21 protein-coding genes are annotated in these 26,996 nt (G+C 73.1%); 10 read left to right on the top strand and 11 right to left on the bottom strand.

Translation table 11 applies throughout. From position 1 onward, the window contains the following. Positions 1-4 precede the first annotated feature (4 nt). Together ACGFIS_RS26430 and ACGFIS_RS26425 are read right to left on the bottom strand one after the other, a co-directional pair. Positions 5-397: a hypothetical protein gene (locus ACGFIS_RS26430; RefSeq protein WP_392972898.1), complete on the bottom strand. Its 393-nt coding sequence runs from the start codon at positions 395-397 to the stop codon at positions 5-7. Further along, a complete protein-coding gene (locus ACGFIS_RS26425) occupies positions 397-2,721 on the bottom strand; it encodes a DUF4132 domain-containing protein (RefSeq protein WP_392898306.1) in 2,325 nt (774 codons plus the stop codon). Before ACGFIS_RS26425 ends, ACGFIS_RS26430 begins: the two co-directional genes overlap by 1 nt. A 144-nt stretch (positions 2,722-2,865) precedes the next feature. Here ACGFIS_RS26425 and ACGFIS_RS26420 point away from each other — a divergent pair, with 144 nt between their 5' ends. The 4 genes from ACGFIS_RS26420 to ACGFIS_RS26405 all read left to right on the top strand — a co-directional run bounded on the left by ACGFIS_RS26420 (position 2,866) and on the right by ACGFIS_RS26405 (position 6,663). Further along, a complete protein-coding gene (locus ACGFIS_RS26420; protein WP_392972896.1) occupies positions 2,866-4,323 on the top strand; it encodes a flavin-containing monooxygenase in 1,458 nt (485 codons plus the stop codon). A 75-nt stretch (positions 4,324-4,398) separates the two neighbouring features. Then, positions 4,399-5,166: an SDR family NAD(P)-dependent oxidoreductase gene (locus ACGFIS_RS26415; RefSeq protein ID WP_392972894.1), complete on the top strand. Its 768-nt coding sequence runs from the start codon at positions 4,399-4,401 to the stop codon at positions 5,164-5,166. 161 nt (positions 5,167-5,327) lie between these two features. Beyond that, complete coding sequence (locus tag ACGFIS_RS26410) at positions 5,328-6,281, top strand: DMT family transporter (protein ID WP_392898316.1); 954 nt, start codon at positions 5,328-5,330, stop codon at positions 6,279-6,281. A gap of 61 nt (positions 6,282-6,342) precedes the next feature. Then, complete coding sequence (locus ACGFIS_RS26405; protein ID WP_392898319.1) at positions 6,343-6,663, top strand: GroES family chaperonin; 321 nt, start codon at positions 6,343-6,345, stop codon at positions 6,661-6,663. 78 nt (positions 6,664-6,741) lie between these two features. On the opposite strand, the gene ACGFIS_RS26400 is transcribed toward ACGFIS_RS26405, so the two are convergent. The 4 genes from ACGFIS_RS26400 to ACGFIS_RS26385 form a co-directional block, all read right to left on the bottom strand. Further along, positions 6,742-7,194 (bottom strand): hypothetical protein, encoded by a 453-nt coding sequence (locus tag ACGFIS_RS26400; RefSeq protein WP_392898322.1) that lies wholly within the window; start codon positions 7,192-7,194, stop codon positions 6,742-6,744. Positions 7,195-7,214: 20 nt separating this feature from the next. Next, on the bottom strand, positions 7,215-8,666 hold the full coding sequence (locus ACGFIS_RS26395; RefSeq protein ID WP_392972891.1) for a multicopper oxidase domain-containing protein: 1,452 nt from the start codon (positions 8,664-8,666) through the stop codon (positions 7,215-7,217). Positions 8,667-8,739: 73 nt separating this feature from the next. Further along, positions 8,740-9,792 carry a multicopper oxidase family protein gene (locus ACGFIS_RS26390; RefSeq protein ID WP_392898327.1) on the bottom strand — a complete coding sequence of 351 codons (1,053 nt, stop codon included), beginning with the start codon at positions 9,790-9,792 and terminating at the stop codon, positions 8,740-8,742. Between the two features lie 253 nt (positions 9,793-10,045). Then, positions 10,046-11,056 carry an SMP-30/gluconolactonase/LRE family protein gene (locus tag ACGFIS_RS26385; protein WP_392898330.1) on the bottom strand — a complete coding sequence of 337 codons (1,011 nt, stop codon included), beginning with the start codon at positions 11,054-11,056 and terminating at the stop codon, positions 10,046-10,048. A 102-nt stretch (positions 11,057-11,158) separates the two neighbouring features. Here ACGFIS_RS26385 and ACGFIS_RS26380 point away from each other — a divergent pair, with 102 nt between their 5' ends. Further along, a complete protein-coding gene (locus tag ACGFIS_RS26380) occupies positions 11,159-11,611 on the top strand; it encodes a MarR family winged helix-turn-helix transcriptional regulator (RefSeq protein ID WP_392898333.1) in 453 nt (150 codons plus the stop codon). 37 nt (positions 11,612-11,648) lie between these two features. Here ACGFIS_RS26380 and ACGFIS_RS26375 read toward each other — a convergent pair whose 3' ends face one another. Further along, complete coding sequence (locus ACGFIS_RS26375; protein ID WP_392972889.1) at positions 11,649-14,672, bottom strand: AAA family ATPase; 3,024 nt, start codon at positions 14,670-14,672, stop codon at positions 11,649-11,651. Next, a complete protein-coding gene (locus ACGFIS_RS26370) occupies positions 14,669-15,796 on the bottom strand; it encodes an exonuclease SbcCD subunit D (protein WP_392898338.1) in 1,128 nt (375 codons plus the stop codon). The genes ACGFIS_RS26375 and ACGFIS_RS26370 overlap by 4 nt, the downstream gene beginning before the upstream one ends. A 117-nt stretch (positions 15,797-15,913) precedes the next feature. Here ACGFIS_RS26370 and ACGFIS_RS26365 point away from each other — a divergent pair, with 117 nt between their 5' ends. The 4 genes from ACGFIS_RS26365 to ACGFIS_RS26350 all read left to right on the top strand — a co-directional run bounded on the left by ACGFIS_RS26365 (position 15,914) and on the right by ACGFIS_RS26350 (position 22,066). Continuing rightward, positions 15,914-16,600 carry a RibD family protein gene (locus tag ACGFIS_RS26365; RefSeq protein ID WP_392898341.1) on the top strand — a complete coding sequence of 229 codons (687 nt, stop codon included), beginning with the start codon at positions 15,914-15,916 and terminating at the stop codon, positions 16,598-16,600. Next, positions 16,593-17,036 (top strand): dCMP deaminase, encoded by a 444-nt coding sequence (locus ACGFIS_RS26360; RefSeq protein ID WP_392898343.1) that lies wholly within the window; start codon positions 16,593-16,595, stop codon positions 17,034-17,036. Before ACGFIS_RS26365 ends, ACGFIS_RS26360 begins: the two co-directional genes overlap by 8 nt. Before the next feature lie 142 nt (positions 17,037-17,178). Further along, positions 17,179-18,612 carry an aldehyde dehydrogenase gene (locus ACGFIS_RS26355; protein WP_392898346.1) on the top strand — a complete coding sequence of 478 codons (1,434 nt, stop codon included), beginning with the start codon at positions 17,179-17,181 and terminating at the stop codon, positions 18,610-18,612. 109 nt (positions 18,613-18,721) lie between these two features. Beyond that, entirely contained in the window at positions 18,722-22,066 is a 3,345-nt protein-coding gene (locus ACGFIS_RS26350; RefSeq protein ID WP_392972887.1) for a hypothetical protein, read from the top strand. 21 nt (positions 22,067-22,087) lie between these two features. Here ACGFIS_RS26350 and ACGFIS_RS26345 read toward each other — a convergent pair whose 3' ends face one another. Genes ACGFIS_RS26345 through ACGFIS_RS26335 form a run of 3 tightly spaced genes read right to left on the bottom strand, consistent with a single transcriptional unit; the run spans position 22,088 to position 25,706 of the window. Next, positions 22,088-23,452 (bottom strand): MFS transporter, encoded by a 1,365-nt coding sequence (locus tag ACGFIS_RS26345; RefSeq protein ID WP_392972885.1) that lies wholly within the window; start codon positions 23,450-23,452, stop codon positions 22,088-22,090. Continuing rightward, a complete protein-coding gene (locus tag ACGFIS_RS26340) occupies positions 23,449-24,312 on the bottom strand; it encodes an SDR family NAD(P)-dependent oxidoreductase (protein ID WP_392972990.1) in 864 nt (287 codons plus the stop codon). Before ACGFIS_RS26340 ends, ACGFIS_RS26345 begins: the two co-directional genes overlap by 4 nt. 38 nt (positions 24,313-24,350) lie before the next feature. Continuing rightward, the gene (locus ACGFIS_RS26335; protein WP_392898355.1) at positions 24,351-25,706 is read right to left on the bottom strand and encodes a flavin-containing monooxygenase; all 1,356 of its coding nucleotides are present in this window, start codon (positions 25,704-25,706) and stop codon (positions 24,351-24,353) included. 126 nt (positions 25,707-25,832) lie between these two features. On the opposite strand from ACGFIS_RS26335, the gene ACGFIS_RS26330 reads away from it, so the two are divergent. Continuing rightward, complete coding sequence (locus tag ACGFIS_RS26330) at positions 25,833-26,942, top strand: helix-turn-helix domain-containing protein (protein WP_392898358.1); 1,110 nt, start codon at positions 25,833-25,835, stop codon at positions 26,940-26,942. The last annotated feature ends 54 nt before the right edge of the window (positions 26,943-26,996 follow it).

The raw sequence follows: 26,996 nt of genomic DNA, 5'->3' as shown, positions 1-26,996 counted from the left end.
GCCGTCAACCGCCTGCGAGCGGGACGAGCTTGACGAACACCAGGTCCAAGCCGGTGGTCAGGTCCAACTCCTCGTCCAGGTCCTCGACCTGGCGGTCGCCGGCGAGGACGAAGAACCCGTTGCCGGTGAACGCGCGTTCGGCGATGCCGGCCTGCCGCTCCCAGTCGATGCGGCGGGGTTCGCGGAGGCGGTGGCCGTTCGGTCCGGTTTCGGCGCCGTCCGGGCGGACGAGGCCGTTGAAGCGGTCCGCCGGGCCGGCGTTGTGCCGGGCGACCTCCTCGCGGACCCGGAGCCTGATCAGCTCCCGGACGGTCATCCGCCCGGGGAGCCCCTCCACCTGGAACTCGGCGACGGGCCTGCCGGCCGCGGTCTCGTCCCGGAACGTCACGGCGGCCATCAGGCACCTCGCTTGATCTGCATGAGGATCGACTCGTCGGTGATCTTGTCGTCGGCGGCGAGCAGGAACGCCTTGCTGAGGATCAGCGAGAGCCGCTCCTCCTCGAACGGCAGGAACACCTTGGCGCCGGCGCCCCGGCGGTCGGGGACGATGCACAGGAACGTGTCGTCCGGCTCCATCACGATGTTGGCCGACCCCAGATGGATCTTGTAGGTCCGCAGCTCGCCCTTCACGACCAGGTACCGGCCGTCGATCCGGCAGCGGTCGGCGATCTTCGTGCGCGGCAGGACGCGCTCCAGGGCGTCCTTGCGGGTCCGCGCGGATTCGCCCAGGTCCGCGTTCCACTCGCGGACCCGGTAGTCATGCGCCCCGCCGTCCTCCCATACGGGGTCGGCGGCGATCGAGGTGACGCCGACGAACAGGTCCACGTCCCGCATGGCCTCGCTGAACACGAGCGGCGGCACGTCGGCGAGCGGCGCGTCGCGCCAGGCGCCGTCCCGGCGGCGGGCGAAGCGTACCTGATCGGTTCCGGCGATCTCCCGCCCGTCCTCCCAGTCGGCCAGGACGTGGGAGAAGCGGACCCGCCACTCCCCCGCCGCGAGGACGCGGACCGCCTCGTCCTCGCCGCCGCCGTCCCACGGACCGAGCAGCCGGCTCGTCCAGCCGCGCGCGCGGAACAGCGCGAACATGCGCCGGTAGTGGACGAGGTGCGCGGCGAACCGGTTGGAGTAGACGCGGGTCTCCTCCTCGGCCGGGGTGAGGAGGTAGATCTCGCGGAACGCCTGCTTGAACGGCTGCCGGATCCGCCGGTCGATGAGCACGTCGCGCCACGCCCGCACCTCGTCCGGTTCCGACCCGATCGGGTGCCAGAGCCTGACGTTCGCGTCGTCGGCGGCGTCAGGGAGGTCGTCCACCTCGGGCAGGACGGCCCGCCGGTCGCCGGGCGCCGTCTCGACCTCCCAGATCAGCGCGCGGACCGTCGGCCCGGCGATCGGGTGGCGCAGCAGCGCGTCCCGCCACCATCCGAACGGGTGCGCGGCGCCGGCGGTGTAGCCGCCCTCCAGCGCCCGCGCGAGCGTGACGAGGTGCGCGGCGGCCCGCTGGGTGAGCTCGCGCAGCTCCTTGACCTCGTCCTTGTGGTCGCGGCGGACGGGCGCGGGGACGCCCTTCAGGGCCTTGCCGTCTCGCTCGAAGGTCAGCTCGGCCTTGCCGGTGACGGTGACGACGGCCGTGTAGCCGCCGAGTTCCCGGCGGAGCACGCCGTCCGGGCCGAAGCCGAGGCCGGGGAGGCGGAGGGCGACCTCGGTGCGTTCGGCGAGGGCGGCGTCGACCTTCTTGAGCATCTTGTCGAGCCGCTTGGGCACGCCCGCGTGCCGGATGTCGCGGCGGACGGTCCGGATCGCGGTGACCAGCTCGGGGGTCGGGAGGTCCTGCGCCGCTCGGACGATCTCGTACAGCAGCGCCTGCGACGGCAGCGTCCTGGCGGACGTCGGCGCGATCGAAATGCCGGGCAGCAGCCCGTCGAGCAGCTCCGGCAGCCACGGCTCGTCGGACGCCAGCGCGACGCGCACGGCGTGCCCCAGCACGTCGACCTCGCTCGGGGTGAACGCCTTGTCCGGGCGGTAGGCGACGTCCCCGGCCTGGATCGCTCGGGCGCGCCCGGCGGCGGTCTCCAGGGCGCGCCGGGCGAACGCGCGGTAGCCGGGGATGCCGGCGATGCGGCGCCACACGTCTGGGAGCGGGGGCGGGGAGGTGTAGGAACGCGCGGTGTCCACCTCGCTGAGGAGTGCCTGTTCCTCCGGGGGGAGCCGCGTGATGACGTCGTACTCGTCCGGCACGATCGGGCCGGGTTCGGTGCGGAGCCGCTTGACGACGGCGCGCCGTGTCCTGTCCCCCGCGAGCGCGCCCACGGTGAGCAGGGCGTAGGGCTGTCTGAGGTCACCCTTCTTCAGCAGGTACCCGACCAGCGTGCGTGCGGGCTCGGAGACGTCCGGCCACGGGCCCGTGCAGCGGAGCAGCGCGCCCACGCCGAGGGTGAGGTCCGCCCATTTCCGCCTGTCCAGCCCGCCGACGAGGGCCGCGAACATCCGCTCGCACGCTTCGGGGGTGCAGCGCGGCTGCCGTTCCCGGCACTCGTCCTCGACCATGAAACGGATGGAGGTCGACACGTACGGTGCGCCCACCGCCGCGTAGGCCGCCGGCATGAGGGTGCCGAGATCCTCGTCGGAGATCTGCGACATGTCGGGGCGGTATCCGCGGAACTCCTCCTCGTCCTCGGGGGACGGGTCCGTCATCGTGCGCAGCAACCGCGCCGTGAGGTTCATCAGGCGCCCTCCCGATCCGCCGCAGCACGGCCTCGTCAGTGATCTTCTGGAGTGATCTTTCCAGAACGGTCCGACATCTGTTCAGTGACCTCGTGGTCACCTACGCTCGGTGGATACCGCAGCAGAATGAGATTCGGGACGGCCATGACGCACAGCGTGGTGATCATCGGAAGCGGGTTCGGCGGGATCGGGATGGCGATCCGGCTCCGGGAGGCCGGGATCCACGACGTGGTGATTCTGGAGAAGGCCGAGGGCCTCGGCGGCACCTGGCGGGACAACACCTACCCGGGCGCGGCGTGCGACGTCCCGTCGCACCTGTACTCGTTCTCGTTCGAACCCAAGACGGACTGGTCGCGGCGCTTCCCGCCGCAGGCCGAGATCCTCGACTACCTGCGGCACTGCGCCCGCAAGTACGGCGTCCTGGAGAAGGTGCGGTTCGGCACCGAGGTGACCGAGGCGCGGTTCGACGAGGACGGGGCCGTCTGGCGGATCTCGACCACGGCCGGCGAGCTGGAGTCGCGGGTGCTGGTGTCGGCGTGCGGGCAGCTCAACCGGCCCGTCCTGCCCGAGATCGCGGGGCGCGAGTCGTTCACCGGCACGAGCTTCCACTCCGCCCGCTGGGATCACGGCGCCGACCTGCGGGGCAAGCGGATCGCGGTGATCGGGACGGGCGCGAGCGCGATCCAGATCGTCCCGGAGATCGCCGAGGAGGCGGCGGAGCTGCGGCTGTTCCAGCGCTCCGCGCCGTACGTGATCGACAAGCCGGATCGGCTGTACCGGGGCTGGCAGAAGGCCGCCCTGAAGAACGTGCCGGGGCTGTACGAGCTGAGCCGCGCCCGCATCTACGCGCTGTACGAGGCGCGGGCGCTGGGGTTCATCAAGTACCCGAAGCTGATGTCGCTGCTGGAGAACCGGTTCCGGAACGCGCTGAAGGACGGCATCGAGGACCCCGCCCTGCGGGAGGCGCTCATCCCCGGTTACCCCATGGGCTGCAAGCGGATCCTCATCTCCAGCGACTACTACCCGACGCTCGCCCGGCCGGACGTCGACCTGATCACCGACCCGATCGAGGAGATCACGCCGTCCGGTGTCAGAACCGCGGAACGGGAGTACGACGTGGACGTCATCGTGTACGCGACCGGGTTCCAGACGACCGAGTTCCTGTCCCCCATGAAGATCGCCGGGCGGGACGGGCGGGAGCTGAACGAGGCGTGGCGCGACGGCGCGCAGGCGCATCTCGGCATCACCGTCAGCGGCTTCCCGAACCTGTTCCTGCTGTACGGGCCGTACACCAACCTCGGGCACAACTCGATCATCTACATGCTGGAGTCGCAGTTCCGGTACGTGCTCGGCTGCGTGGAGGCGCTGCGCAAGCACGGTTTCGGCTGGATCGACGTCCGGACGGACGTGCAGGACGCGTTCACCCGCGAGATGCAGGAACGGCTTCGCTCCACGGTGTGGCAGGCGGGCTGCCAAAGCTGGTACATGCGGGCCGACGGCAAGGTCGTCAACAACTGGCCCGGGTTCACCTTCGCCTACCGCCGCGCGACCCGCCGGCCCGATCCGCGGCACTTCCACGCGCGGAAGGCCGTCACCGGGTGACCCGTCTGCGCGCATGACGCATCGGCCCGGTCACCCACGGCGTCGGCTCCCGTCCCACGGCATAGGCTCGGTCCCATGCCGACCGCCTTCATCACCGGTGCGACCGCGGGGATCGGTGCCGCCTTCGCCCGCCGCCTCGCCTCCGACGGTTTCGACCTCGTCCTGCTGGCCCGCGACACCGAGCGGCTGGAGCGCACCGCCGCCGAGCTGGCCGGCGGGTACGCCGTGCGCGCCGAGACGCTGACCGCCGACCTGTCGACCGAGGAGGGCCTGGCCGCGGCCGAGGAACGCGTCCGCACGGACGTCGACCTGCTCGTCAACAACGCCGGATTCGCCAACAGGGGCGTGTTCCTGGACGTCCCTGTGTCGGACGAGCTGACGATGCTGAAGGTGCACTGCGAGGCCGTCCTGCGGCTCACGCACACGGTGCTGCCGGGGATGCTGGAGCGCGGCCGGGGCGGCGTCATCAACGTCTCGTCGGTGTCGGCGTTCGCGACGCGCGGCACGTACGGGGCGTCCAAGGCGTGGGCGGTGGCCTTCAGCCAGGGCGTCGCCGCCGACATCCGGAAGCGCTCGCAGGGCAGGGTGCGCGTGATGGCGCTGTGCCCGGGTTTTGTGCATACCGAATTCCACGAGCGCGCCCAGATGGACATGTCGGACGTTCCCGGCTTCATGTGGCTGGACAAGGACGACGTCGTGGACGCCGCTCTGCGCGATCTGCGGCGCGGAGTGCAGGTCAGCGTCCCGAGCCCGCAGTACAAGGCGATCGTCGGCGTCAGCCGCCTGATCCCGCACGGGCTGGTCGCCCGGCTGTCGTCCACTACCGGCCGTAAATACAAGTGATCTTGTAGTCAGGGTTCTCGGTCTTGTTGTTGGCGGTGCGACAAGGCAGGCTGGCGGTAGGTCGATTCGAGGCGCGCCGAACGACATCGCCCACCGTCCCCCACCCGCCCCATTCAATCGACGAGCTCCGCTCGGGCCAGTCCGTCGAGAGGTACATCCCGATGGGTCACGAACTGGGTCATGCCGCCCTCGCCTTGATCGCGACGACCGTCTACTACATCGCGTTCCTGATCTTCCGGATCTCCGCGCGCCGCATGGAGCCGCTGCGAGGCAGCCGCCCGATCCGCGTCGCCCGGCTGATGCTCACCGACCCCATCTGGCTGGCCGGCGGGCTGCTGCTGTTCCTCGGCCTCGGCTACGAGGTCGTCGCGTTCTCCGCGTTGCCGCTCGCGCTCGTGCAGCCCGTCTTCGCCGCAGGCCTGGTCTTCCTCGTCACGTTCGCCGTGCTGTTCCTCGGCGAGCGGATGAGCGTGCGGGAGTGGACGAGCGTCGCGCTGTTCGTCATCGCCACGATGCTGATCGGGCTGTCCGCGACGTCCGGCGGCGAGCCGCGCGCGGACGCCACCCTCGTCGGCACGCTCGCCCGGCCCTGGATGATGATCGCCATCTGCGCCCCGGCGGTGATCATCGCGGCGCTGGTGTGGCTGGTCGGGGACCGCCGCGCGGGCGGCCGGCACGCCCGCAAGCTGGCCGGCGTCGCCTACGGCATCGGCGCCGGGGCGTGCGCCGGGCTGGCAGAGGCGGGCATCCGGGGCATCTCGCTCGTCTACCAGGACACGGGCAGTTACCGAGCGGTGCTGGAGTCCCCGTACCCGTACCTGACGATCGGGCTCGCCGCGATCGCGCTCGGGCAGCTGCAGGTCGCGCTGCAGCGCTGCCGGGTCGCGATCATCGCGGTCGTCCTGACCGTCATCGGCAGGACGTACCTGATCCTCAGCAGCACCGTCCTGTTCGACGAGGAGTGGCCGCGCGAGACGCTGCCGCTCATGCTGCGGACGGGCGGTTTCCTGCTCGCGCTGGTCGCGCTGGTCACGTTCCCTCGGTACGAGGAGCGGGGCGCGTCGGGCACGGCGCCCGCGGCCTTCCCCCTGGAGAGCATGCGCACCATCCGCTGACATGGCCGACCGTGCCCGCCGACCGTGCGGACCGCCCCGTGCGGACGGATAAACTCCCAGCGTGTCCGAGCCGAAGTTCGAAGTCCAGATGCTCCACGACCGCGTCATGATCAAGGTCGAGAAGGACAGCGGCGAGCGCCGCAGCACCGGCGGGATCGTCATCCCGGCGACGGTGGAGCAGAGCAACCGCCTGGTGTGGGGCGAGGTCTGCGGGGTCGGCCACCACGTGCGCATCGTCAAGCCCGGCGACCGTGTGCTGTTCCACCCCGGCGACCAGTACGAGGTCGAGATCCAGGGCGAGAACTACCTCGTCATGCGCGAGCGGGACCTGCACGCCATCGCCAGCGAACGCCCCGAGCACGGGACCGGCCTGTACCTCTGAACAGTGCCGCGGGGGGACGTACGCAGGACCGCGGCCCCCTGTCGGGGTCCGCGGGCCTGCGGGTCGGGCCGAGCCGCGTCAGTCGCTCTGTTCGGCGGATTCCGCGGGAGTGCCGGCCTTGCGCCTCGGGCGCAGGGCGAGCAGGATCGCGCCGGTCACCGCCAGTTCGGCGGCGGCGCTGAGCACGTCGAGGACTCCGAACGCCTCGGCCTCCCCCGAATCGGGGCCGAAGGGCAGGCCGGCCGTGCGGCTCACCACCCACAGCGCGAGGACTCCGACGTTGACCGCGAGCCCGAGCAGCAGCACCGGCCGCTCGTTCCCGGTGTGCACCAGCACGGCCCAGATGAGCTGGAACATGCCGACGGCGCTGAAGAAGACGGCGTACGCCCACCATTCGCTCAGGTGCTCCGGCACGACGGCGTAGTGGACGAGCGCGGCGAGGACGGAGCCGATCGCGGCCACGCGCCTGGCCGAGGGCACGGACGAGGTCGCTCGGGCGGCCGTCCCGGCGCCGGTCTCAATGGTTGTCATGGTCACCTCCATGGTGCGGGTCAGCCGACCTGAAAGACGCCGACGCCGCCGGCGGCCATGTTCCGCATCTTGTGGCCGAGGAACGCATAGGTGCCGGCGTCGGGGAGGGTGAACTCGACGAAGCCGCCCTGCGTGGGCTGCAGGTCGAGGACCTGCGCCCCGCCCTTCTCGGCGTTGTCCTTGCGCACCCGGTAGGCACCGTCCTTCCAGACCGTGTCGAAGATCGTTCCGACGACGTGGAAGGCGATGTTCTCGTTGGGTCCGCCGTCATCGAGCCACACCCGGACGCGGTCCCCGGGCTTCACCTTGATGGGGGCGTGCACGTACTGGTTGTGGTAGCCGTTGAAGACGACCGCGTCGTACTGGCCGGACATCATCTTCTTCAGGTCTCCGGGCCCGCCCTGCGGCCCGAGGTACAGCTCGGACTGCACGAGCACCAGCTCCTTGTCGACCTTGTCCAGCTTCGGCGGGTCGACGATCACGGCGCCGTGCATGCCGTTGCCCATGTGGTAGATCATCGGGTCGGAGCCGCAGTGGTAGGTGAAGATGCCGGAGAACCGCGCCTTGAACTCGTAGACGAGCGTCTCGCCGGGCTTGATCGTCCTCATCTCGACGTTCGGCGCGACCTTCGAGGCGTGGAAGTCGATGGAGTGTCCCATCGACCCCTTGTTGACCAGCTTGATCCTGAAGGTGTCGCCGACGTCGCCGCGCAGTGTGGGACCTGGGGCGGTGCCGTTGTACGTCCACCGGGTCTGCTTGACCCCGGGGGCGACTTCGATCTCCTTCTCGGTGACGGTGAAGGTGACCTCGTGGACGTCCTTGCCGTCGTTGACCGGTGCCGTCGGGTCGAAGGCCTTCCAGCCGTCCCCGGGCTTGGCCGCCGGGTCGATCTTGGCGTTCCCGCCGTCGGCCGCCGCGGCCGCCGGAGCGTCGGCGCCGGCCGCGGCCGTCGTGCCGCTCTCACCACCGGTCACGGTGATCTCGACCAGCATGCCGGCGTCCTTGTGACCGGCGACGACGCACCACGCCTGGGTGGACTCGGTGAGAACCCCCCAATGCTGGGTCTCGGACTCGCCGGGCTGGAGCTGCTTGTTCGTCTTGCCCAGGAGGCTCAAGGTGTGCGCCATGCTGCCCTTGTTGACGACGTTCACCGTGACGTCGGCGCCGGCCGGGACGGTGACCTTGTTCGGCTTGATGTACATGTCGCCCTCTTCGAAGTCGAGGGTGATCTTCTTGCCCTTACCGGGCAGGGCCGCGCCTCCGGCGGAGGACGAGGCGCCTTCGGCGGACGCCAGCGTGCCGCTGTGACCGCCGGGCGAGACGCTGACCATGAGCAGCCCGACGATCAGGCCCAGCGCGAGCGCCGCGCTGATGGCGGGCAGGAATCCGTTCAGGGCCGCGGTCCAGCGGCCGAGCCGGAAGCCCGGCCGTCTGCCCGGAGCCGGATGATCCGGCGCAGGGGTCGTTGACATTGACTCACTCCAAAAGTGTGAAGCGGGGGGGATGGTCGGGTCGTGCGGGCCGCTACCGGCGCCCGCGCCCGGCTCAGGTGATGTCCATCTCCATGACCAGGCCGAACATGCCCTGCGGGCCTTCGGCGTGCGTGAAGATGTGGCAGTGCCAGATCCACTTGCCGGGCTGATCGGCGTGGATCAGCACGGTGTAGCGTTCCCCGGGCGCCACGTTGACGGTGTCCGCCTTGTACGTCGACTCCAGCGGGAATCCGTCCTTGGCGATGATCACCTGGTCGACACCGTGCAGGTGCATCGGGTGGGCCATGGTGCCCGCGTTGACGTAGGTGACCTGCACCCAGTCGCCCAGCTTGGCCTTCAGCGGGCTGGTGGCGGGGAACGCCTTGCCGTTGAGCGTCATTCCGACGGCACCGGAGTCCTGGATCTGGATGATGTGCTTCTGCGCGACCTTCTCGTTGTTCGGGTTGGGGATGTCACCGAACTGGATCGCGCCCCACAGCCCGCTGCTCACCTGCTTGACGCCGTTGTAGTGCGAGTGGTACCAGGTGTCCTGGATTCGCGTCACCGGGAACGCGTAGGTGAACGAGTCACCCGGCTTGATCGAATCCTGAGTGACGTTGGGGACGCCGTCCATCTTGTTGGGCAGCTGAATGCCGTGCCAGTGGACGCTGGTCGCCTCGGGAAGCTCGTTCTTCACCACGATGCGGACCTTGTCCCCGACGTCCGCGCGGATCGTCGGGCCCGGCACCATGCCGTTGAAGGCCCAGGCGTCCACGACCTTCCCGGGCTCGACCTCCCACTTGGTGGGCTTGGCGGTCATGTGGAACTCCTTGGTTCCGTCCGCCAGCACCTTGGGGACGAGGTCCTGGCCGCCCTGGCCCTTGGTGGCCGCGGGGAAGCTCTTGTCCCGCTTGGCCATGTTCTCGTCCATGGTCTTCCAGTCGGTCCCGCCGTCGTGCGTCGCCCCGCCGTCCTCCGTGGAGGGCGACTCGGCGACCTGGGACGATTCCGCCGCATGCGAGGACTCGGCCGCGCCGCTGCCGCGTGGAATCGTCCACAGCGCCACGGTCAGCGCGACCGCGAACGCGACCGCCGCGACCAGCATCCTCGTTCTTGCACCATCCATCCTGGTGACCCCTTCCGGGTCATGATTTTTACTAGCGAGGCTAGTTTTTATTGGTAAATCCCCAATAAGTCCAGCGATCGCGCGTGTGAAGCAACACACAGCCGCGACGCACCAGGAATGCGCTGGTCAGCGCTGTGCCCTGCGGCGACACTCGTCCCACGCCCTCCGCAACCCGCACCCCGCTGCGGCCCGCGAGATTGAACCAATTACACTAGTTTTTTTAAGAGAAACTCGTACGAGGTCGAGATCACCGTCAGATGCCGCGGACGGCGGCGATGGTGAAGGGGATCTCCGGTGTCCCCTCGCCGAGCGGTCCGCCCTTGTCGAACTGCGAGCGGACCACGTACAGCGTCCCGTGCCGGCGGACCAGCGTCGTCGGCACCTGCAGTGACGCGTCCGCCAGGGTGCGCTCCAGGCGGGCCCGGGTGCCGTCGCGCGCGACCCGCCAGCGGTTGATGACGTTGTCGAGGTTGTGGGCGCTCCACAGCCGTCCGTGCTGGAGTTCCAGCCCGTCGGCGTAGTGCATGTCGCCTCCGTGCAGGGCGACCTTGCGGACGGCGCCGGACGCGATGTCCAGCCGGTACAGGTCGGCGCCGAGCAGGTCGGCGGCCAGCAGGAAGCGCCCCCGCGGGTCGGCGACGATGCCGTTCAGGGTGAAGTCGCCGGGGCCGTGCGGTTCGAGGGCGTCGTTCAGGTCGAAGTACGGGACGAGTTCGGCGCGTCCTCCCCATGCCCGCGCCAGGTCGCGGGGTGTGACCCGGTAGACGACGGAACGGAGGCTGTCGGTCAGGTAGGCGGTGCCGTCCGGTGCGATGGCCAGATCGTTGACGAACCGTGCCTCGTCCCCGGGGACGTCGAACCGGGCCAGCAGACGGCGGTTGCGCGTGTCGTACACCGAGACGCCGGCCGAGGAGTCGGTCACCCACAGCCGTCCGGCCCTGTCGACCTTCAGCCCGTTGGCGGTGCGGCGCCCGTCGGCGCCCGCCGGGAGGAACACCTCGGCGACACGCCGTCCGGGCCGCATCGTGTAGACGGTGCCGTCCTGGAACGACCCGGCGTACATGGCGCCGGTGCGGGGATCGGCGGCGATGCCCTCCGGGTAGACGCGGTCGCCCGGCAGCACGAACGCCGCGGAGATCTGGGCCCGGGACGGCGCCTGCTGCGCCGTGGCGGCGGCGGGCGGGGCCAGGGACACGGACGCGGGCAGCACGGCCACGGCGGCGGCGAGGGCCGCGGCGGTGGTGGAGCGGTGAAGGCGGGACATGATTCTCCGTTCGAGGCCAATGATTAATACGCGTCCATACGATAGTTAGAGCTCTAATACTCGTCAACAGGCTTCCGTTCGTTGGCTGGATACCATGCGGGTATGACCTCGATGCCCGGCCCGGAGCGGATCGGCTCGCACCTCAAGCGCGCCGAGCAGGCGCTCAACGGGGCCAAGCACGCGGCGCTGAAGCCGAGCGGGCTCACCGTGCCGCAGTACGCGGCGCTGCTCCACCTCGCCGACAACCCCGGCATGTCGGCCGCCGCGCTGGCGCGGGCGTGCACCGTCACCCCGCCGACGATGAACACCGTCCTGAAGAACCTTCAGGAGCGCGGGCTCATCGAGCGGACCCCGCACGAATGGCATCGCAACATCCTGGAGACCCGGCTCACCCCCGAGGGCGCGGCGGTGCTCGAGAACGCCGACGCCCGCGCCGTGCGGGTCGAGCGGGGCCTCGCCGCCGAGTTCACCGAGGACGAGCGGGCGACGCTGATCGAGCTGCTGGGCCGCTGCACCGGCTTCCTCGAAACCGCCCGCCCCACCCGCGGCGGCTGACCCGCCGGGCCGCCGGGGCCGCCGAAGGAATCGCCCCTCAGACGGTGATCGCGGTGGTGGAGCCGGCGCGGTCCTTGGTGACGCGGAGCTGGGCGGGGATGCGGGCGCGCAGTTCCGCGACGTGGCTGACGACGCCGACCGCGCGGCCGCCGTCGCGCAGGCCGTCCAGGACGTCCATGACCTCGTCGAGCGTCTCCTCGTCGAGGGTGCCGAAGCCCTCGTCGACGAACAGGGTGCCGATCTCGGTGCCGCCCGCCTCGGCGGTGACGACGTCGGCGAGGCCGAGGGCCAGGGACAGCGAGGCGATGAACGACTCGCCGCCCGACAGCGTCACCGGGTCGCGTTCGAGGCCGGTCCAGGCGTCGGCGACGCGCAGGCCGAGACCGCCGGCGCCCTTCGTGCGGTCGCCCGCCGCCTTGTCGGTGGTGTGGACGAGGGCGTAGCGGGCCCCGGACATGCGTGAGAGCCGCTCGTTCGCGGCGGCGACGACCTGCTCGAGCCGCGCGGCCAGCACGTACGCCGACAGCGACATGGCGTGCCGGTTCGCGGCGTGCTTGCCGGAGGCCAGGCCGGCGAGGCGTTCGGCGACGTCGTGGCGTTCCGCGGCGGGACGCCACGCGCGGACGGCGCCGTCGAGCCGTGCGCGCAGTTCGGCGAGCCGGTCGCAGCGGTGCCGGGCGCGGTCGGCGGCGCTGGCCGCCCGGGTGCGCGCCGCGTCCGCCGCCCGCAGCGCCGCGTCGAGGGCCGGCAGGTCGGGGGCGGGCTCGGCGGCGGCCTTCACCAGCGCCGGGTCCTTGAGGAGGTCGCGGACGGCGGCCTCCTCGTCGTCCAGCCGGCGGATCCTGTCGCGCAGGACGCCCTGCTCCTCGTCGGGCAGCGCGGCCTCCAGGACCTCGTCGGGGCTGCGGAACCCCTCGGCCTCGGCGGTCGCCATCGCGTTCGCGCGGGCGGCGGCCAGCTCCTCGGCGGCGCGATCGGATCGTCGCAGCGCCTCGACCGCCTCGGCGAGCGCGTCCGCCTCGCGTCCGAGCCGGGCGATGCGCGCTTCGAGCGACGCGTCCCCGCCACGCGCCTCGTCCAGTTCGGCGGCCAGCCTGGCCTGCTCGGCGGCCAACTCCCGGTCCCGGGCGCGGTTTCCCGTGAGGGCCTGGGCGACCTCGCTCCGCGCGTCGCGGACGCGGTCGAGTTCCTGCTCGTTGCCGTGGAGGGCGGCCTCCAGGCGTTCGGCGTCGGCGGCGCGGGCCACCGCCTCCTGGAGCATCCGCTCGGCATCGGCGAACTCTTCGGCGAGGACCCCGGCGGTCATCTCACCGGCGGTCTCCAGGAGATGGTCGCGTTCGGTGCGCAGCGCCTCGACGTCCCTGCCGGTCTGCTCCCGGACCGCCTGGACCTGGTCGGACTCGGCCTGCGCCCGGTCGATCCGCTCCTCGGTCGGGATCGGCGCGAGGGACGCCACGGGCGCCGGATGCTCGGGGGAACCGCAGACCCGGCAGGGCTCGCCGTCCACGAGGTCCCCGGCGAGGACGGCCGCCATGCCGTCCAGCCGGGCCTGGCGGAGGTCCAGCACCCGCTGGCGGGCGTCCTGCGCGGCGTCGACCGCGTCGCGGTGCGCGGACTCGGCCTCGGCGAGGAGATGCTCCACCTGGTCGCGGCGCTGCGCGGCGTCGAGACGGCGGCGGGCGCCGGTGACCGCCGCTTCGGCTCCGGGGCGTCCGGCCGCCGCGGTGCGGGCCTCGTCCAGCTCGGCGCGGCCCGCCTCGACGATGCCCGGCAGGTCGGCGAGGGCCGCGGCGATCCGCGCCTCCTCGGGTTCCAGCCGGGCCAGGTCGCGGGCCAGCGCCGCGCGCTCGTCCTCGATCTGCCGGATCCGGGCGGCGGTGGCGCGCCTGCCCTCCAGCGTCGCGATCTCGTCGCGGCGGGCCCGCTCGGCCTTGACCAGCACGTCCTCCGAGGCGTTCGGGGGCAGGACCGCCGCGGCCCCGGCGCGCGTCTCGTCGGCCCAGCGGCGCGCCCGCCGCGCCTCGTCGTGCCGGGCCTGGACGGCGCGCACCAGCGGGACGACCCGGTCGGCGCGTTCCGCGGCGTAGAGCCGCGACCCCATCCGGGACCTCTCCTCGGCGCGCTCCCCCAGGGCCTCGCGGCGGGCGAGCGCCTCGGCGTGGCGCCGCTGCCGGTCGGCGAGCGTCCTGGCGTCCTCCATCGCCGCGCGGGACGTCTCCAGCGCCGCCGTGACCTCCCGGCGCAGCTCGTCGACGACCGCGCGGACGTCCTCGTGCCCGGCCGCCAGTTCGGCGGCCCACGCGGGCAGGGTCTCCACCTCGGCGAACGGCTCCGCCGCCGGTTCCGCGCGGCGCGGCGCCGGGACGGACGGGTGCCCCCCGCGCGGCGGCGCGGCACCCGACGTCTCGGCGATGCGGTCGGCGATCGAGGCCGCCGCCGCGCCCAGTTCGGCCGCCTCGCGCCCGGTGGCGGCCCGGCGGTCGGCCAGCCATTTCTCGACCTGCGTGAACACCTCCGTCGCGAAGAGCCGCTCCAGGACCTTGCGGCGATCGTCGGCGCCGGCGCGCAGGAACCCGGCGAACTCGCCCTGCGGCAGCAGCGCGACCTGGCAGAACTGGACGGCGTTCATCCCGAGCAGCCGCGGCACCAGGTCGCCCGCCTCGTCCAGCCGCGTGGTCAGCCCCACCCAGGCGCCGTGCTCGAACTCCTCCAGGATGACCTTGGCGTGCTCGGCCGTCGTCCCGGAGCCGCGCAGCTTCGGCCGCTCCCATGCGGGCGACCGCGTGATGCGCATCCGCCGGCCCCGGATCGTCGTCTCCAGGACGACGCGCGGGCCGGTGCCGGGGGCGGCGTGGTCGCTGCGCAGGCCCTTCACGGCGTTGCGGGCACCGGGCACCTGGCCGTACAGGGCGAAGCACACCGCGTCCAGGATGCTCGTCTTGCCCGCGCCCGTCCGGCCCTGGATGAGGAACAGCCCGGCGTCGGACAGCGCGTCGAAGTCGATGTCCTCGGTCTTCGAGAACGGCCCGAACGCGGTGACCTCCAGCCGGTGGAGCCTCACACCAGCGCCTCCTTCCGGCGGCAGGCTTCGAACGCCTCGTGCAGGAGGGCGCGCTCGGCGCCGGTCGCCGGGCCGTCGGTGACCTCGGCGACGAAGTCGCCCGCGATGTCGAGGGGGGAGCGTTCGCGGACGCGTTCGGACCAGGTGCGGGCGCCGTCCGTCCCGCCGCCCTCGGGTTCGAAGCCGAGGACGAGCGCGTGCGGGAACCGGCGGCGCAGCCGTTCCATCGCCTCCGACGGGCGGCGCGGGTCGGTGAGCGTGATCTGGAGCCAGCGGTCCTCGACCTCGTCGTGGGACGCGTCGGAGAGCAGGTCGTCGATGCGTCCCCGCAGACGGGCGAGTCGGCGCGGGACGGGCGCCTCCACGAACCGCGAGTCGATGCCGTCCTCGCGCAGGTCGATCAGCCACGAGCCCTTGACGTGCCCGTCCTCGGAGAACGAGTACGCGAGCGGCGAGCCCGAGTAGCGGACGCGGTCGGTGATGCGCCAGGCGCCGTGCAGGTGGCCGAGCGCCGCGTAGTCGACGCCCTCGAACACCGACGCCGACACCTGCGACGACCCGCCGACCGAGATGTCGCGTTCGCTCTCACTGGCCGCCCCGCCGGTCACGAACGCGTGCGCGAGCACCACCGACCGCTGTTCACGGCCCGCGGCGTCCTCCCTCACCCGGCGCATGGCCTCGGTCAGCGCGGCGGCGTGGCTGCGTTCGTCCAGATCCCAGGGGTGCCGGACGAGTTCGGGCTCCAGATACGGGATCCCGTAGATCGCGGCGTCCCCGACGATGACGGGTTCCCCCACGGACGCGAAGTCGGTGCGGACGTGCACGCCGGCGGCGTCCATCAGCGCCGACCCGAACCCGAGGCGCCGCGCCGAGTCGTGGTTGCCCGCGATGAGCACGACCCTGGCCCGTTCGGAGAGCCGCCGGAGCGCCTCGTCGCACAGCCGGACGGCGTCGACGGCGGGCAGCGCCCGGTCGTAGACGTCCCCGGAGATCAGCACACAGTCGACCCGCTCCGCCGCGACGGTCTCGACCAGATGGTCGACGAACGCCGCCTGCGCGGCCAGCAGGTCCTCGCGGTGGAACGATCTGCCGAGATGCCAGTCGGAGGTGTGCAGGATTCGCATGTCGCAGCAACCATAGGCACCCCCTCCGACACATCCCGCGCAGAAACGCCGGGTCACCCCAAACGATCTTCAACGGCCGCGCGGCCACCGCCATCGGCGCTCCCGTAGGGTTGCGGCGTGAGTGATCGTCCCTATGTGCTGCTGAGCTGCGCGATGTCCGCGGACGGCTATATCGACGACGCGACCCCGGAGCGGCTGCGGCTGTCCAGCGCGGCGGACTTCGACCGCGTCGACGCCGTGCGCGCCGGCTGCGACGCCATCCTCGTCGGCGCCGGGACCGTCCGGGCCGACGACCCCAAACTGCTGATCCGCTCCGAGGCGCGGCGGGAGAAGCGGATCGCGCGCGGTGTGCCGCCCGACCTCACCAAGGTGACGCTGACCTGGAGCGGCGACCTCGATCCCGCCGCGCGGTTCTTCACCACGGGCGAGTCCCCGAAGCTGGTGTACGCGCCGTCCCCCGCGGCCGGTGACCTGGCGCCGCGGCTGGACGGCCTCGCCGAGGTCGTCGACGCCGGCGACCCCCTCTCCCTGCCGGCGGTGCTCGGCGACCTCGCCGCACGGGGCGTCCGGCGGCTCATGGTCGAGGGCGGTGGCGGCATCCACACCCTCTTCCTGACCGGCGACGTCGTGGACGAGATCCAGCTCGTGGTCGCCCCGTTCTTCATCGGCGACCCTTCGGCACCGCGCTTCGTCCGGTCCGGGGTGTTCCCGCAGTCGCCGGACCGCCCGATGCGGCTGGCGGAGGTCACCCGCATCGGCGACCTGGTGCTTCTCCGCTACCTGACGGGGCACGCGCGTGGATGACCTGGCCGCCGGCGACCGGGCCTGGCTGGAGCTGGCCTGCGACCTGGCGAAACTGTGCCCGCCGTCGCGCACCGCGTTCTCCGTCGGCGCGGTCGTCGTCGGCGCGGACGGGCGCGAGGTCGCGCGCGGCTTCTCCCGCGAGGGCGACCCGCACGACCACGCCGAAGAGGCCGCTCTCGCCAAGACCCGGGGCGACCTCGCCGGCGCGACCGTCTACAGCTCACTCGAACCGTGCGGGCACCGCGCGTCCCGCCCCCGCACGTGCGCCGAGCTCATCGTCGCGTCGGGCGCCCGCCGCGTCGTGTTCGCCTGGCGGGAACCGGCCCTGTTCACCGAGGGAACGGGCGCGGAGATCCTCGCGGCGGCCGGCATCGAACTGACCGAACTGCCGTCCCTCGCCGCCCGCGCCCGGGAACCCAACGCCCACCTGCTCTAGCCACTGGCCGTTCGCGTCGTGCGCCGGACGCCGGATGAGACGCGAGTCTCATTGGTCTTCCACCGCGCCGGGACGTCATGCGATGCTGTGCCCAAGCAAGCATTCGGTTATCTATTCGGCCCGTCGGGCAGGAGGCGGCAGCATGCGTGAGCACGATCGGCTGTTCATCGGCGGCGAGTGGACCGCACCGGCCGGCACCGGCACCATCGACGTCATCTCCCCGCACACCGAGGAGGTCATCGGGCGGGTGCCGGAGGGCACCGAGGCCGACATCGACGCGGCGGTCGCGGCGGCGCGCCGCGCGTTCGACGACGGCCCCTGGCCCCGGATGACGCCCGCCGAACGCGCCGAGATCGTCGGGCGGCTGTCGGCGATCTACGCCGAGCGGCAGCAGGCGATGGCCGACCTCGTCACCGCCGAGATGGGCTCCCCGATCATGTTCTCGATCTTCGGGCAGGCCGCCATCCCGCAGATGGTGCTGCAGTACTACGTGGACCTCGCCGCCACCTACGCCTGGGAGGAGGAGCGGCAGGGCATGCTGGGCCCGGTCACCGTGACCCAGGAGCCGGCGGGCGTCGTCGCCGCGATCGTCCCGTGGAACGTCCCCCAGTTCACGCTCATGCTCAAGCTCGCCCCCGCCCTGATCGCCGGCTGCACCGTGGTGGCCAAGCCGTCCCCCGAGACGCCCCTGGACACCTACCTCCTCGCCGAATGGATCAAGGAGGCCGGGATCCCGGACGGCGTCGTCAACATCGTCCCGGCCGGACGCGAGGTCGGCGCGCACCTCGTCGCGCACCCGGACGTCGACAAGGTGTCCTTCACCGGCTCCACCGCCGCCGGACGCAAGATCGGCGCGGTCTGCGGCGAGCAGCTCAAGCGCGTCACGCTGGAACTCGGCGGCAAGTCCGCCGCGATCATCCTGGACGACGCCGACCTCGCGTCCACCATCGAGGGCTTCAAGCTGGCCTCGCTGATGAACAACGGCGAGGCCTGCGCCGCGCAGACCCGCATCCTCGCGTCCCGCCGCCGCTACGACGAGGTCGCCGACGCCCTCGCCGCCATGGTCGGCGGCCTCGCCGTCGGCGACCCCGCCGACTACGGCACCGAGGTCGGCCCCCTCGTCGCCAAGCGGCAGCAGGAACGGGTGGAGAACTACATCCGGATCGGCCAGGACGAGGGCGCCAAGGTCATCACCGGCGGGCTGAACCGCCCGCACGACCGCGGCTGGTACGTCGCCCCCACCGTGTTCGGCGACGTCGGCAACGACATGCGCATCGCCCGCGAGGAGATCTTCGGCCCCGTGCTCGTCCTCATCCCCTACGAGGACGAGGCCGACGCCATCAAGATCGCCAACGACAGCGACTACGGCCTCGGCGGCTCGGTCTGGACGGCCGACGCCGCCCACGGCGTCGAGGTCGCCCGCCGCATCCGCACCGGCAGCTGCGGCGTCAACATGTACACCCTCGACCCGAACACCCCCTTCGGCGGCTACAAGAACAGCGGCCTGGGCCGCGAACTCGGCCCCGAGGGACTGAACGCCTACCTGGAGCACAAGTCCATCCCGCACCCCGCGTGACACCGGCCCGCGCATCCCCGCCCGGTGGATGCGCGGGCGTCGATCCCCTCGGGGCCCGGACGGTCAATGCGGGTGAAGCGGGACGGCGGATCCGGCAGGATTGCGCGTTATGCGCGTCGAGGAACTGCTGACCGAGATCGAACCGCTGCCGTTCAAGGCCCGCTGCCGCCGGCTGGCGGACCTGCGCCGCCTCGCCGGCGATCCCGCCCTCGCCGCCCTGCTGGACGGCCTGGCCCGCCGCGGCCACTACGAGCGGTCGCTGGCGCTGTTCGTCGCGGCGGCGGTCCGGGACGAGGCGTCGCTCGCGCACATCGTGACCACCATGCGCGATCCCGACGCGGAGCTGGCATGCCAGGCGATCCGGCTCGCGGTCCGGTACGGCGCCGGCCCGGAGCCGTTCCTCGCCGGGCTGGAGGACGCCCCCGCGGCGGTGCGCACGGCGCTGTACGACGCCGTCCGGGCCCGGCGGCGCGGCGACCTCGCCGAAGCGCTCATCGGACGGGTCGCGGAGCGGTGGGGCGAGGAGGAGGCGGCGAGGCTGCTGCCCGCCTGCGGCCCGGACGTCGTCGCGGAGCGGATCGACGCGCTCGGGCACGCCGTCGTGAACTGGGCGTCGCTGGGCCGCTCCCTCCCGGACGCCGTGCTCGGGTACGCGGAGCGGAGCCTCGCCGGACTGCCCGAGGCGATGCGGGACTCCTGGTGGTTCCGGCACGCGCCCGGTGTCGCGGCGGCCCTGCGCCACGACCCCGCACGGGTCGTCGGCCTGCTGGAGCGCCACTGCGCGACCCGGGCGCTGCCGCACCCGCTGCACCCCGCCGCCGGGGCGCTGCTGGACGCCGAGCCGCGCCGCATGCTCCGCCTGCTGCTGTCCGAGGCGCACCGCGGGGACCTGCGGATCCTGCTGTACCGCAGGTCCGTCAGGGACCGGATGGCCCGGCTCGGCGACGACGACCTGACCGCCGTCGCGCGTGCCGTCCGCGAGGACGAGAGCATGCTGCGGCTGCTGCTGGGGGCCTTCCCGCCGAGCCGCCGCGAGGCGGTGTTCGAGGCGGCGACGGACGGCGTCGACCGCGGCGTCGCCGAGCCCGGCGAAGGACTGCTGGAGGTCCTCCCCCGCGCGGTCCGGCACCGGGAGGCGCGCCGGATGATGGGCCTGCGCAGCGTCACCGGGACGCCGGCGCGGATGTGGGCCGTGGCGGCGTTCCTGCCCTACGAGGAGGGGTCGCCGGTCCTCGCCGAGCTGACCCGCAGGGCGGACGCCGACGAGCGCGGCACCGGGTACGCCCTGCTCATCGGATGCGCGGGACGCTCCCGCGACCCGGCGACGCTGACGGCGGCGCTGGAGTCGCTCGGGCGGCTGCGCAACGAGCAGGACCCCGTCCGGTACCGTGCGCTGAAAGCGCTGGCGTCCGTCCCGGAGGGGATGCTGCGCGACGAGCACGCGACGGCGATCGGGCGGCTCGCCGACGACGCGCTGAACGCCCGCGACCTGTCCTACGCGACCCGCCACGAGCTCGGCAGGGTCGCCGCCGCGCTGTGCCGCCAGGGCGCCGTGCGCGACGACGCCGCGCTGATGGTGTCCGGCCTGGAGCTGGTCGAACGTCTCGTCGGCGGCACGGGATCGTTCGCCTTCGGCCGGCTCGACCACGCGCTGCGGCGCGGCCAGGAGCACCGGCTGGCGCAGACTCTGGCGCCCCATCTGGAGGCGGGCGCACGCCGCGACGACCACCGGCTGGCGCTGCTGCTCGTCCGGGCGCTGCGCCGCCGCGCCCACCACGTCCCGATCCTGCAGGACGCGCTGGAGGCGGCGCTCGACGCCCGCGACGACGCCGTGCTCACCCAGGCGATCACGCTGTGGCTCGCCGCGCCCGGCACCCGCGCCGAACGGGCCGGGCGGGCCGTGGCGCGGGACCCGTCGGCGGTCGCCGTCCCGGCGGTGCTCGCCGCCATCGCCCGCGAGCGCACCGACCTGCTGCACCTCGTCCTCGCCGAGGACACCCCGGCGGGACGGTTCCACCGCCCCGGCGTGACCTACGTGCGCCACATCGCCCCGGTCTGGATGCGCCGCTGGACGGCCCGGCAGCGCGACGCCTACCGCGCCCTCCTCGAACGGGTCGCGGCGGACGAGACGGCACCCGGCACCGGCCGGGCGGGCGCCGTCGCGGCCATGGCGCGGATCCCCGGCACGGAAGCGGCACTGCTCCGTCCCTACTTCGGCTTCGACGACGCCTACATCAGGCGTTCCGCGCTGACCGCGCTCCCCTGGACCGCCGCCCCGCAGGACGTCCTGCCCGGCCTGCTCGCCCACGCGAACTCCGACGACGCCCACGTCGCCGTCTACGCGGCGGCCCGCGCGGCCCGGTTCATCCGGCCGTCGGCGCTGTCGGCGATGCTCCGGCCGGTCCTGGCCGACGGCAAGATCACGGCGCAGAAGGAGGCCGTCCGGATCCTGCTCCGCAACCGCGCACCGGACGCCCTGGACATCGTCGCCGCGGCCTGGGACGACCCGGACCGGCACCGGGACGTGCGGGCCGCGATCGCCTCGGCCGCCCGCGACCACCTCGACGAGCCCGTCGCGCGGCGCATCCTGGCCGAAGCCGCCGAGGGCCCCCGCGACCTCGCCCGGCAGGTGCTCGGCACGCCGCCCATGTACGTGGAGGAACGGTTCCGGGGCCGCTACGCCGCGCTGGTGCTACGCGTGGCGCGCTCCGCCGACCCGGAGGCCCGCGCGGCGGCGCTGCCCGCCGTCGCCACCTGGGCGCCCTGGGCACCGGACGCCCCCGCCCTGCTGGCCGGTCTCGTCACCGACCTCGGCGAGACCCGCGCCTGGCAGGCCGCGCTGCACGCCCTCGTCCGCTGCGCCGCGACCGGCATCGGCGCGGCCGAACTCGGCGCGGCCGCCGCCGGACTGGCCGCCGCCCCCGCCGAACCCGACGCCGAAGCCGAACGCGACCTGCCCGCGTTCCAGCGGCTCACCGCGCTGGCCGGCGCCGTCCGGGACCAGGCCGCCCGCCACCGGACGCTCGGGGAACGCGCCGTCCGCGCGGTCGACGGCCACCTGCCCGAGCCGATCGCGAGCGAACTGGCCGCCGCGACCCTCCGGTGGGACGACCCCGGCGCCGCCTCCGCCCTCGACGCGCTGGCCGACCGGTGCGCCGGTCACGGCGTCCTGGCCGTCGCGGACGTCGCGGACGCCCTCGCCGCCGGCCCCTCGGAGTTCACCGCGCTCAACGGGCAGGGCCTGCCCGACCCGGAGGACGCGCACCCGCACGCGGCCCGGCTCGCGGCGCGCGGCGACCTCGCCGGCGGGCTGTTCGCCTGCGCGCTCACGGAGGCGCACGGCCCCCGCGCCGGGTGGTCCGCGGACTGGCGTGACCTGCTGCGCGGCCTGCGCGCCCACACCGAACCCGATGTCGCGTTCACGGCCCGCAGAATCCACACCGCGGACGAATGACCGCCGGCGGGCGGACGACCGTCAGGAGGCGGAGGTGCGGGCGGACATGCGGTCGAGGGCGAAGCGGCGCTGGAAGGCGACGGCGACCACCATCAGCGCGGCGGGCACCACCGTGACGCCGATGCGGAGCGCCAGCAGCGCGGAGTCGGACTGCGCGATGGCGTGGCCCTCGGTCGTGGAGACGAAACCGCCCACGGCGAGGGTCGCCGAGTACACGTAGGGGCCGATCGCCGTGCCGGTCGCCTCGGTCGCCGTCCACACGCCGGTGTAGGCGCCGGCGCGGGCCGTCCCCCGCGATTCGGCGGCGGCCACGATGTCGGGGATCAGGGAGAACGCGAAGAGCTGAAGGCCGGCGAACGCGGTGCCCAGCACGGCGATCACGGCGACGGTCGGCCCGACGCCCATCGCGTCGCCGCCCCACAGGGCGAGGGAGCCGACGACGAAGACGGCCTGGCAGAACAGGAGCGAGCGCTGCTTGCCGGTCCGCTCCGACACCTTCTTCCAGACGGGCCCGGCGACCACGGCGGGGACGAGGAACGCGCCCATGAACACGGCGGTCAGACCCTCGTCGTCGAGGACGTACAGGGTGTAGAACGGCACCGCCGCCAGGAACAGGTGGGTGGTGATGCCGGTGAACAGGTACGACAGCGCCAGGGCACGGAAGTCGCGGTCCCGCAGGGTGATCCGGAGGTCGTCGATGACGGAGTGCGCGTTCCCGCCGTCCGGGATCCGGAAACCGGAGCGGTCCGTCAGCCGCCGGATGAACACGATCGCGAGGAGGCCGGTGACGACGAGGACGCCGGCGAGCATGACGGCCATCCGGGTGTAGTCGCCGCGGCCGCCGCCCGACACCAGCGCGGGGGCCGCGACGCCCGCGCCGAGCAGGCCGATGGTCAGCAGCAGCATCCGGTACATGAACACGCGGGTGCGCTCGTGGTACCCGATCTGCAGGTCGGACGGCGTCGTCAGGTAGGGCACCTGGAAACACGCGTACAGGATGTTCCCGGCGATGTAGAAGGCACCGACCCACAGCGCCGCCGACCAGCCGGACAGGCCGCCCGGCACCGAGAACAGCCCGATCCAGGCGATGGCCAGCAGCAGCCCCCAGCGCAGCATCCCGCGCCGGTGCCCGGCGCGGCGCGCCTGCCGGTCCGACACCGACCCGAACCACGGGTGCACCACCGCGTCGATGATCTTCGGGAGCAGCAGGGTGAGGCCGGCCAGGAACGGGGACACGCCGAGCGTGTGCGTCATGAAGTAGAGCAGCAGCAGCCCGGGGATGGTGACCCAGACGCCCATCCCGAGCGAGCCGGCGGCGTAGCCGATGAGGTCGCCGGCGCGGGGCCGGGTCGGGGTGTCCGCCCGCGCCGTCTCGGCGGTGCTCATGAGCGGCCCGCGTGCCGGCGCACGACCCCGGCGGCCATCTCCGCGCCCTGGAACGCACCGTCCCGCACGCGGCCGGCGAACGTCCGGGCGACGATCCGGTCGGTCAGCGCGGGCAGGTGCCTGGCCAGGAAGAACTCGACGGCGCCCCGGCGGGTCGTCGTCACGTCGCGGCGCGGGCGGCGGGACAGTGCGGCGTACAGCACCGCGTCCACCACGCCGTCGAGCGGCTCGTAGCGGCTCACGCCCTCAAGCGAGAGGCCGGCCGCGGCGGTCGAGTCATGAATCGGGCTCCGCACGGCCGAAGGGTACACGCACGTCACGCCGACATGGGTGCCGATCTCCATGCGGAGCGCGTCCGCGTACGCCACGAGCGCACGTTTGGACGCGCCGTAGGCCGCGGCCAGGGGAAGCTGCATGACGGCCATCCGCGAGGACAGCATCACGACGCGTCCGCGCGACTCCACCAGGGCGTCGACGCACGCGGCGGTCACCCGCCAGGTTCCGAGCAGGTTGATGTCGAGCTGGCGGCGCACCTCGTCGCCCGGCGGCAGCTCCGCCGGGGCCGGGCCCCCGATCCCGGCGTTGTTGATGAGCAGGTCGAGGCCGCCCAGCCGCTCGATCGCGGCGGCGACCGCCGCCGGGACGGCGTCGTCGTCGGTGACGTCGCAGGCGAGGACCTCGACGGGGTCGTCCGGGCCCGGCGCCACGTCCAGGCCGACGACCCGCGCGCCGAGTCCGGTCAGCCGAGCGCCGATCGACCTGCCGAACGTTCCCGACGCGCCGGTGACGATCACCCGCAGGCCGCTCGCGTCACGGCGGCCCCAGCGCGGGCCGGCCGGGTGTGGACGGTCGTTGACCATGTCATTTCCCTGCGGGGCCGGACCCTGGTCCGCTTCGCTCATGTGGAGGTCTCCTCGCGGTGCGTCGGGGTGAACGGGCGGGCGCCGCCGCGCGCGAGGCGGGCCCGGCCGGCCTTCATCTCGCGGGGCAGGTCGGCCACGTACTGGTCGAAGTCCACGCGCATCATGGGCCGGCGGTCGCCCCACCGCCGGGTGGCGGCGCGCAGGGCCCGCGCGACGGCGCGCCGCCGCTCCGGCGGGGGCGGCAGCGCGTACGTGCCGGAGAAGTAGGCGGCGGCCAGCTTGGCCTGCGCCTCCACGATGGGCAGCGCCGCGCCCGTCGACTGCATCAGGCCGACGAAGGCCAGGCTCGGGTCGTCGAGGTGGAACACCCGCTTGAACAGCGGCAGCCGCTCGGGATCGCCGCCGGTCAGCCCGGACGGCAGGAACGGAACGCTCACCCGGTAGCCGGTCGCCCAGACGATCACGTCGACGGCGTCGGCGGCGCCGCCGTCGAACACGACCTTCTCGCCGTCCAGGCGCTCGATGCCGGGCCGCGCCTCGACCTCGCCGTGGGTCAGGCGGTGCAGGATCGTGTCGCTGATCGTGGGGTGGTTCTGGAAGAGGCCGCCCGACGGCGCGGGCAGCCCGTAGTCCCGCGGGTTCCCGACTGCAAGCCGCAGCATCGTCTCGGCGATGCGCTGGCGCATCCGCCACGGCAGCACGGCCAGGGCGCCGCCGGTCGCGTCCGACGGCCGCCCGAACAGGTACTTCGGGACGATGTGAACGCCGCGCCGCGCCGACAGCAGGACCGGTCCGTGCGCGACGTGCGAGGCGTCCACGGCGATGTCCATGGCCGAGTTCCCCATGCCGACGACCAGTACCCGCCGGTCGCGGAAGACGTCGGGCGCCCGGTAGTCGTGCGCGTGCATCTGCGTCCCCGTGAACTCGCCCGGGTACGCCGGTTCGGGCCACCGCGGATCCCAGTTGTGGCCGTTCGCGACCACGACCGCGTCGAACCGCTCGACGTCCCCCGCTTCCGTCGTCACGGCCCAGGAGCGTCCCTCGCCGCGTTCGACGGACGCGACCGCCGTGTGGAAACGGATGTGCGGGACGACGCCGAACCGCTCCGCGTAGTCGGCGAGATACCCCGCGATCATGTCGGCGGACGGGTAGTCCGGCCACCGCCGCGGCATCGGGAAGTCGGCGAACTCGGTCCGCCCCTTGCTCGTGTTGAGGTGCAGGGACGCGTAGGCGGGCGACAGGCCGCTGCTGTTGCCGCGCGCCCACAGCCCGCCGGGCCGGTCGCCCTTCTCGTAGAGCACGACCTCCAGACCCGCGTCGCGCATCGCCTTGCCGGTGGCCAAACCGGCCGCCCCGGCGCCGATCACGGCGACACGACAGGCAGAGGTCATGCGGGCACTTCCCCTCAACGAACGTCCATTGTGGCGAAGTCCAACCCTAGGGGCCCGCTGACGTGCTTGACATGGACGTAGCCACGCATTTGGCGCCTCAAGCTGTAGTGCACCACAATCGTCACCATGAACCAGGGTGACACCGACTGGGCCCCGGTGATCGATCTCATCGAGCGCGTCACCGTCGAGAAGGACCTGCTGCCGTCCGTGGTCGCCGGCGTCTCCTCGATGGTGCGGGAGGTGTCGGTGCTGCCGCCCGCCGACATCGCCGGGCACACCCGGGCCCTGCTCGCCGCCGCGACCCGCGCGATCGCGGCCCGGCGCGGCCCGACCGAGGCGGAACTGTCGTTCGTGGCCGAACTCGCCGTCACCCGCGCCCGCCAGGGCGTGCCCATCGAGGCGGTGCTGAGCGCCATCCACGTCGCCGAACGCGCGATCTGGTCCCGCGCCCGGGAGGTGGCCGCCGCCGAGGGCATCGGCGCCGGGCTCCTCCTCGACGCGCGTGAGCTGTACGACGACTGGGTCGAGGCCGTCCGGTCCCGGCTGATCAGGGCGCACCGCGAGGCACAGGCGACCGGCGAGCCGGGCCCGGACGAGCGGGACGCGGCGATCCTGCGCCGCCTCCTCGACGGCGGCTCCGCCGCCGCCCTGGCCGCCGCCGAAGCGGGCCTCCCCACCAACACCCCGCTCTGGGTCATGGCCACCCGCCCCACCTCCACCGTCACCACCGCCACCCGGGGTCCGGGGGTGTCGGCGCTGGTGGACGGGCTGGTGATCGCGGTGGTCGTGCGGGCGCCGGCGTCCCACGACGCCGGGGTCCCCGCCGGGGTCGCGGGGCCGGTGGAGGCGGAGAACCTGGCCGCCGCGCGCAGGCTCGCCGTGTCCGCGCTCACCGCCGCCGAGGCGACCGGGCGGACGGGCATCGCGCATGTCGCGGATGTCGCCGTCCTCGCCGCGGTCGCCGGCCGCTCCGACCTGGCCTCCGTCCTGCTCGAACGGCACCGGGCGGCCTGGCGGGAGCTCGGCGCGAACGCCGAGCCGGTCGCGCGCGCGGTGTGCGCCTGGCTGGAGGCGCGGCGTGACGTCACCTCGGCCGCCGGGCACCTGTTCGTGCACCCCAACACGGTGCGCAACCGGGTGCAGCGCTTCACCGACGTCACCGGGATCGACCCGTCCGACACGTTCGGCGCCGTCAACGCCTGGTGGCTGTGCCGAACCTGGCTCGCCCCCGGCTGACCGGCGCCTCCCGCCGCGAACCGCGGACGGCCGAGCCCCGGGGCCGCCGCCGCG

Origin of the sequence: Spirillospora sp. NPDC048824 (assembly GCF_043198455.1) — a bacterium.
In the GTDB taxonomy this organism is placed as follows: Bacteria; Actinomycetota; Actinomycetes; order Streptosporangiales; family Streptosporangiaceae; genus Spirillospora.
This window is presented reverse-complemented; position numbering and strand designations above follow the sequence as displayed.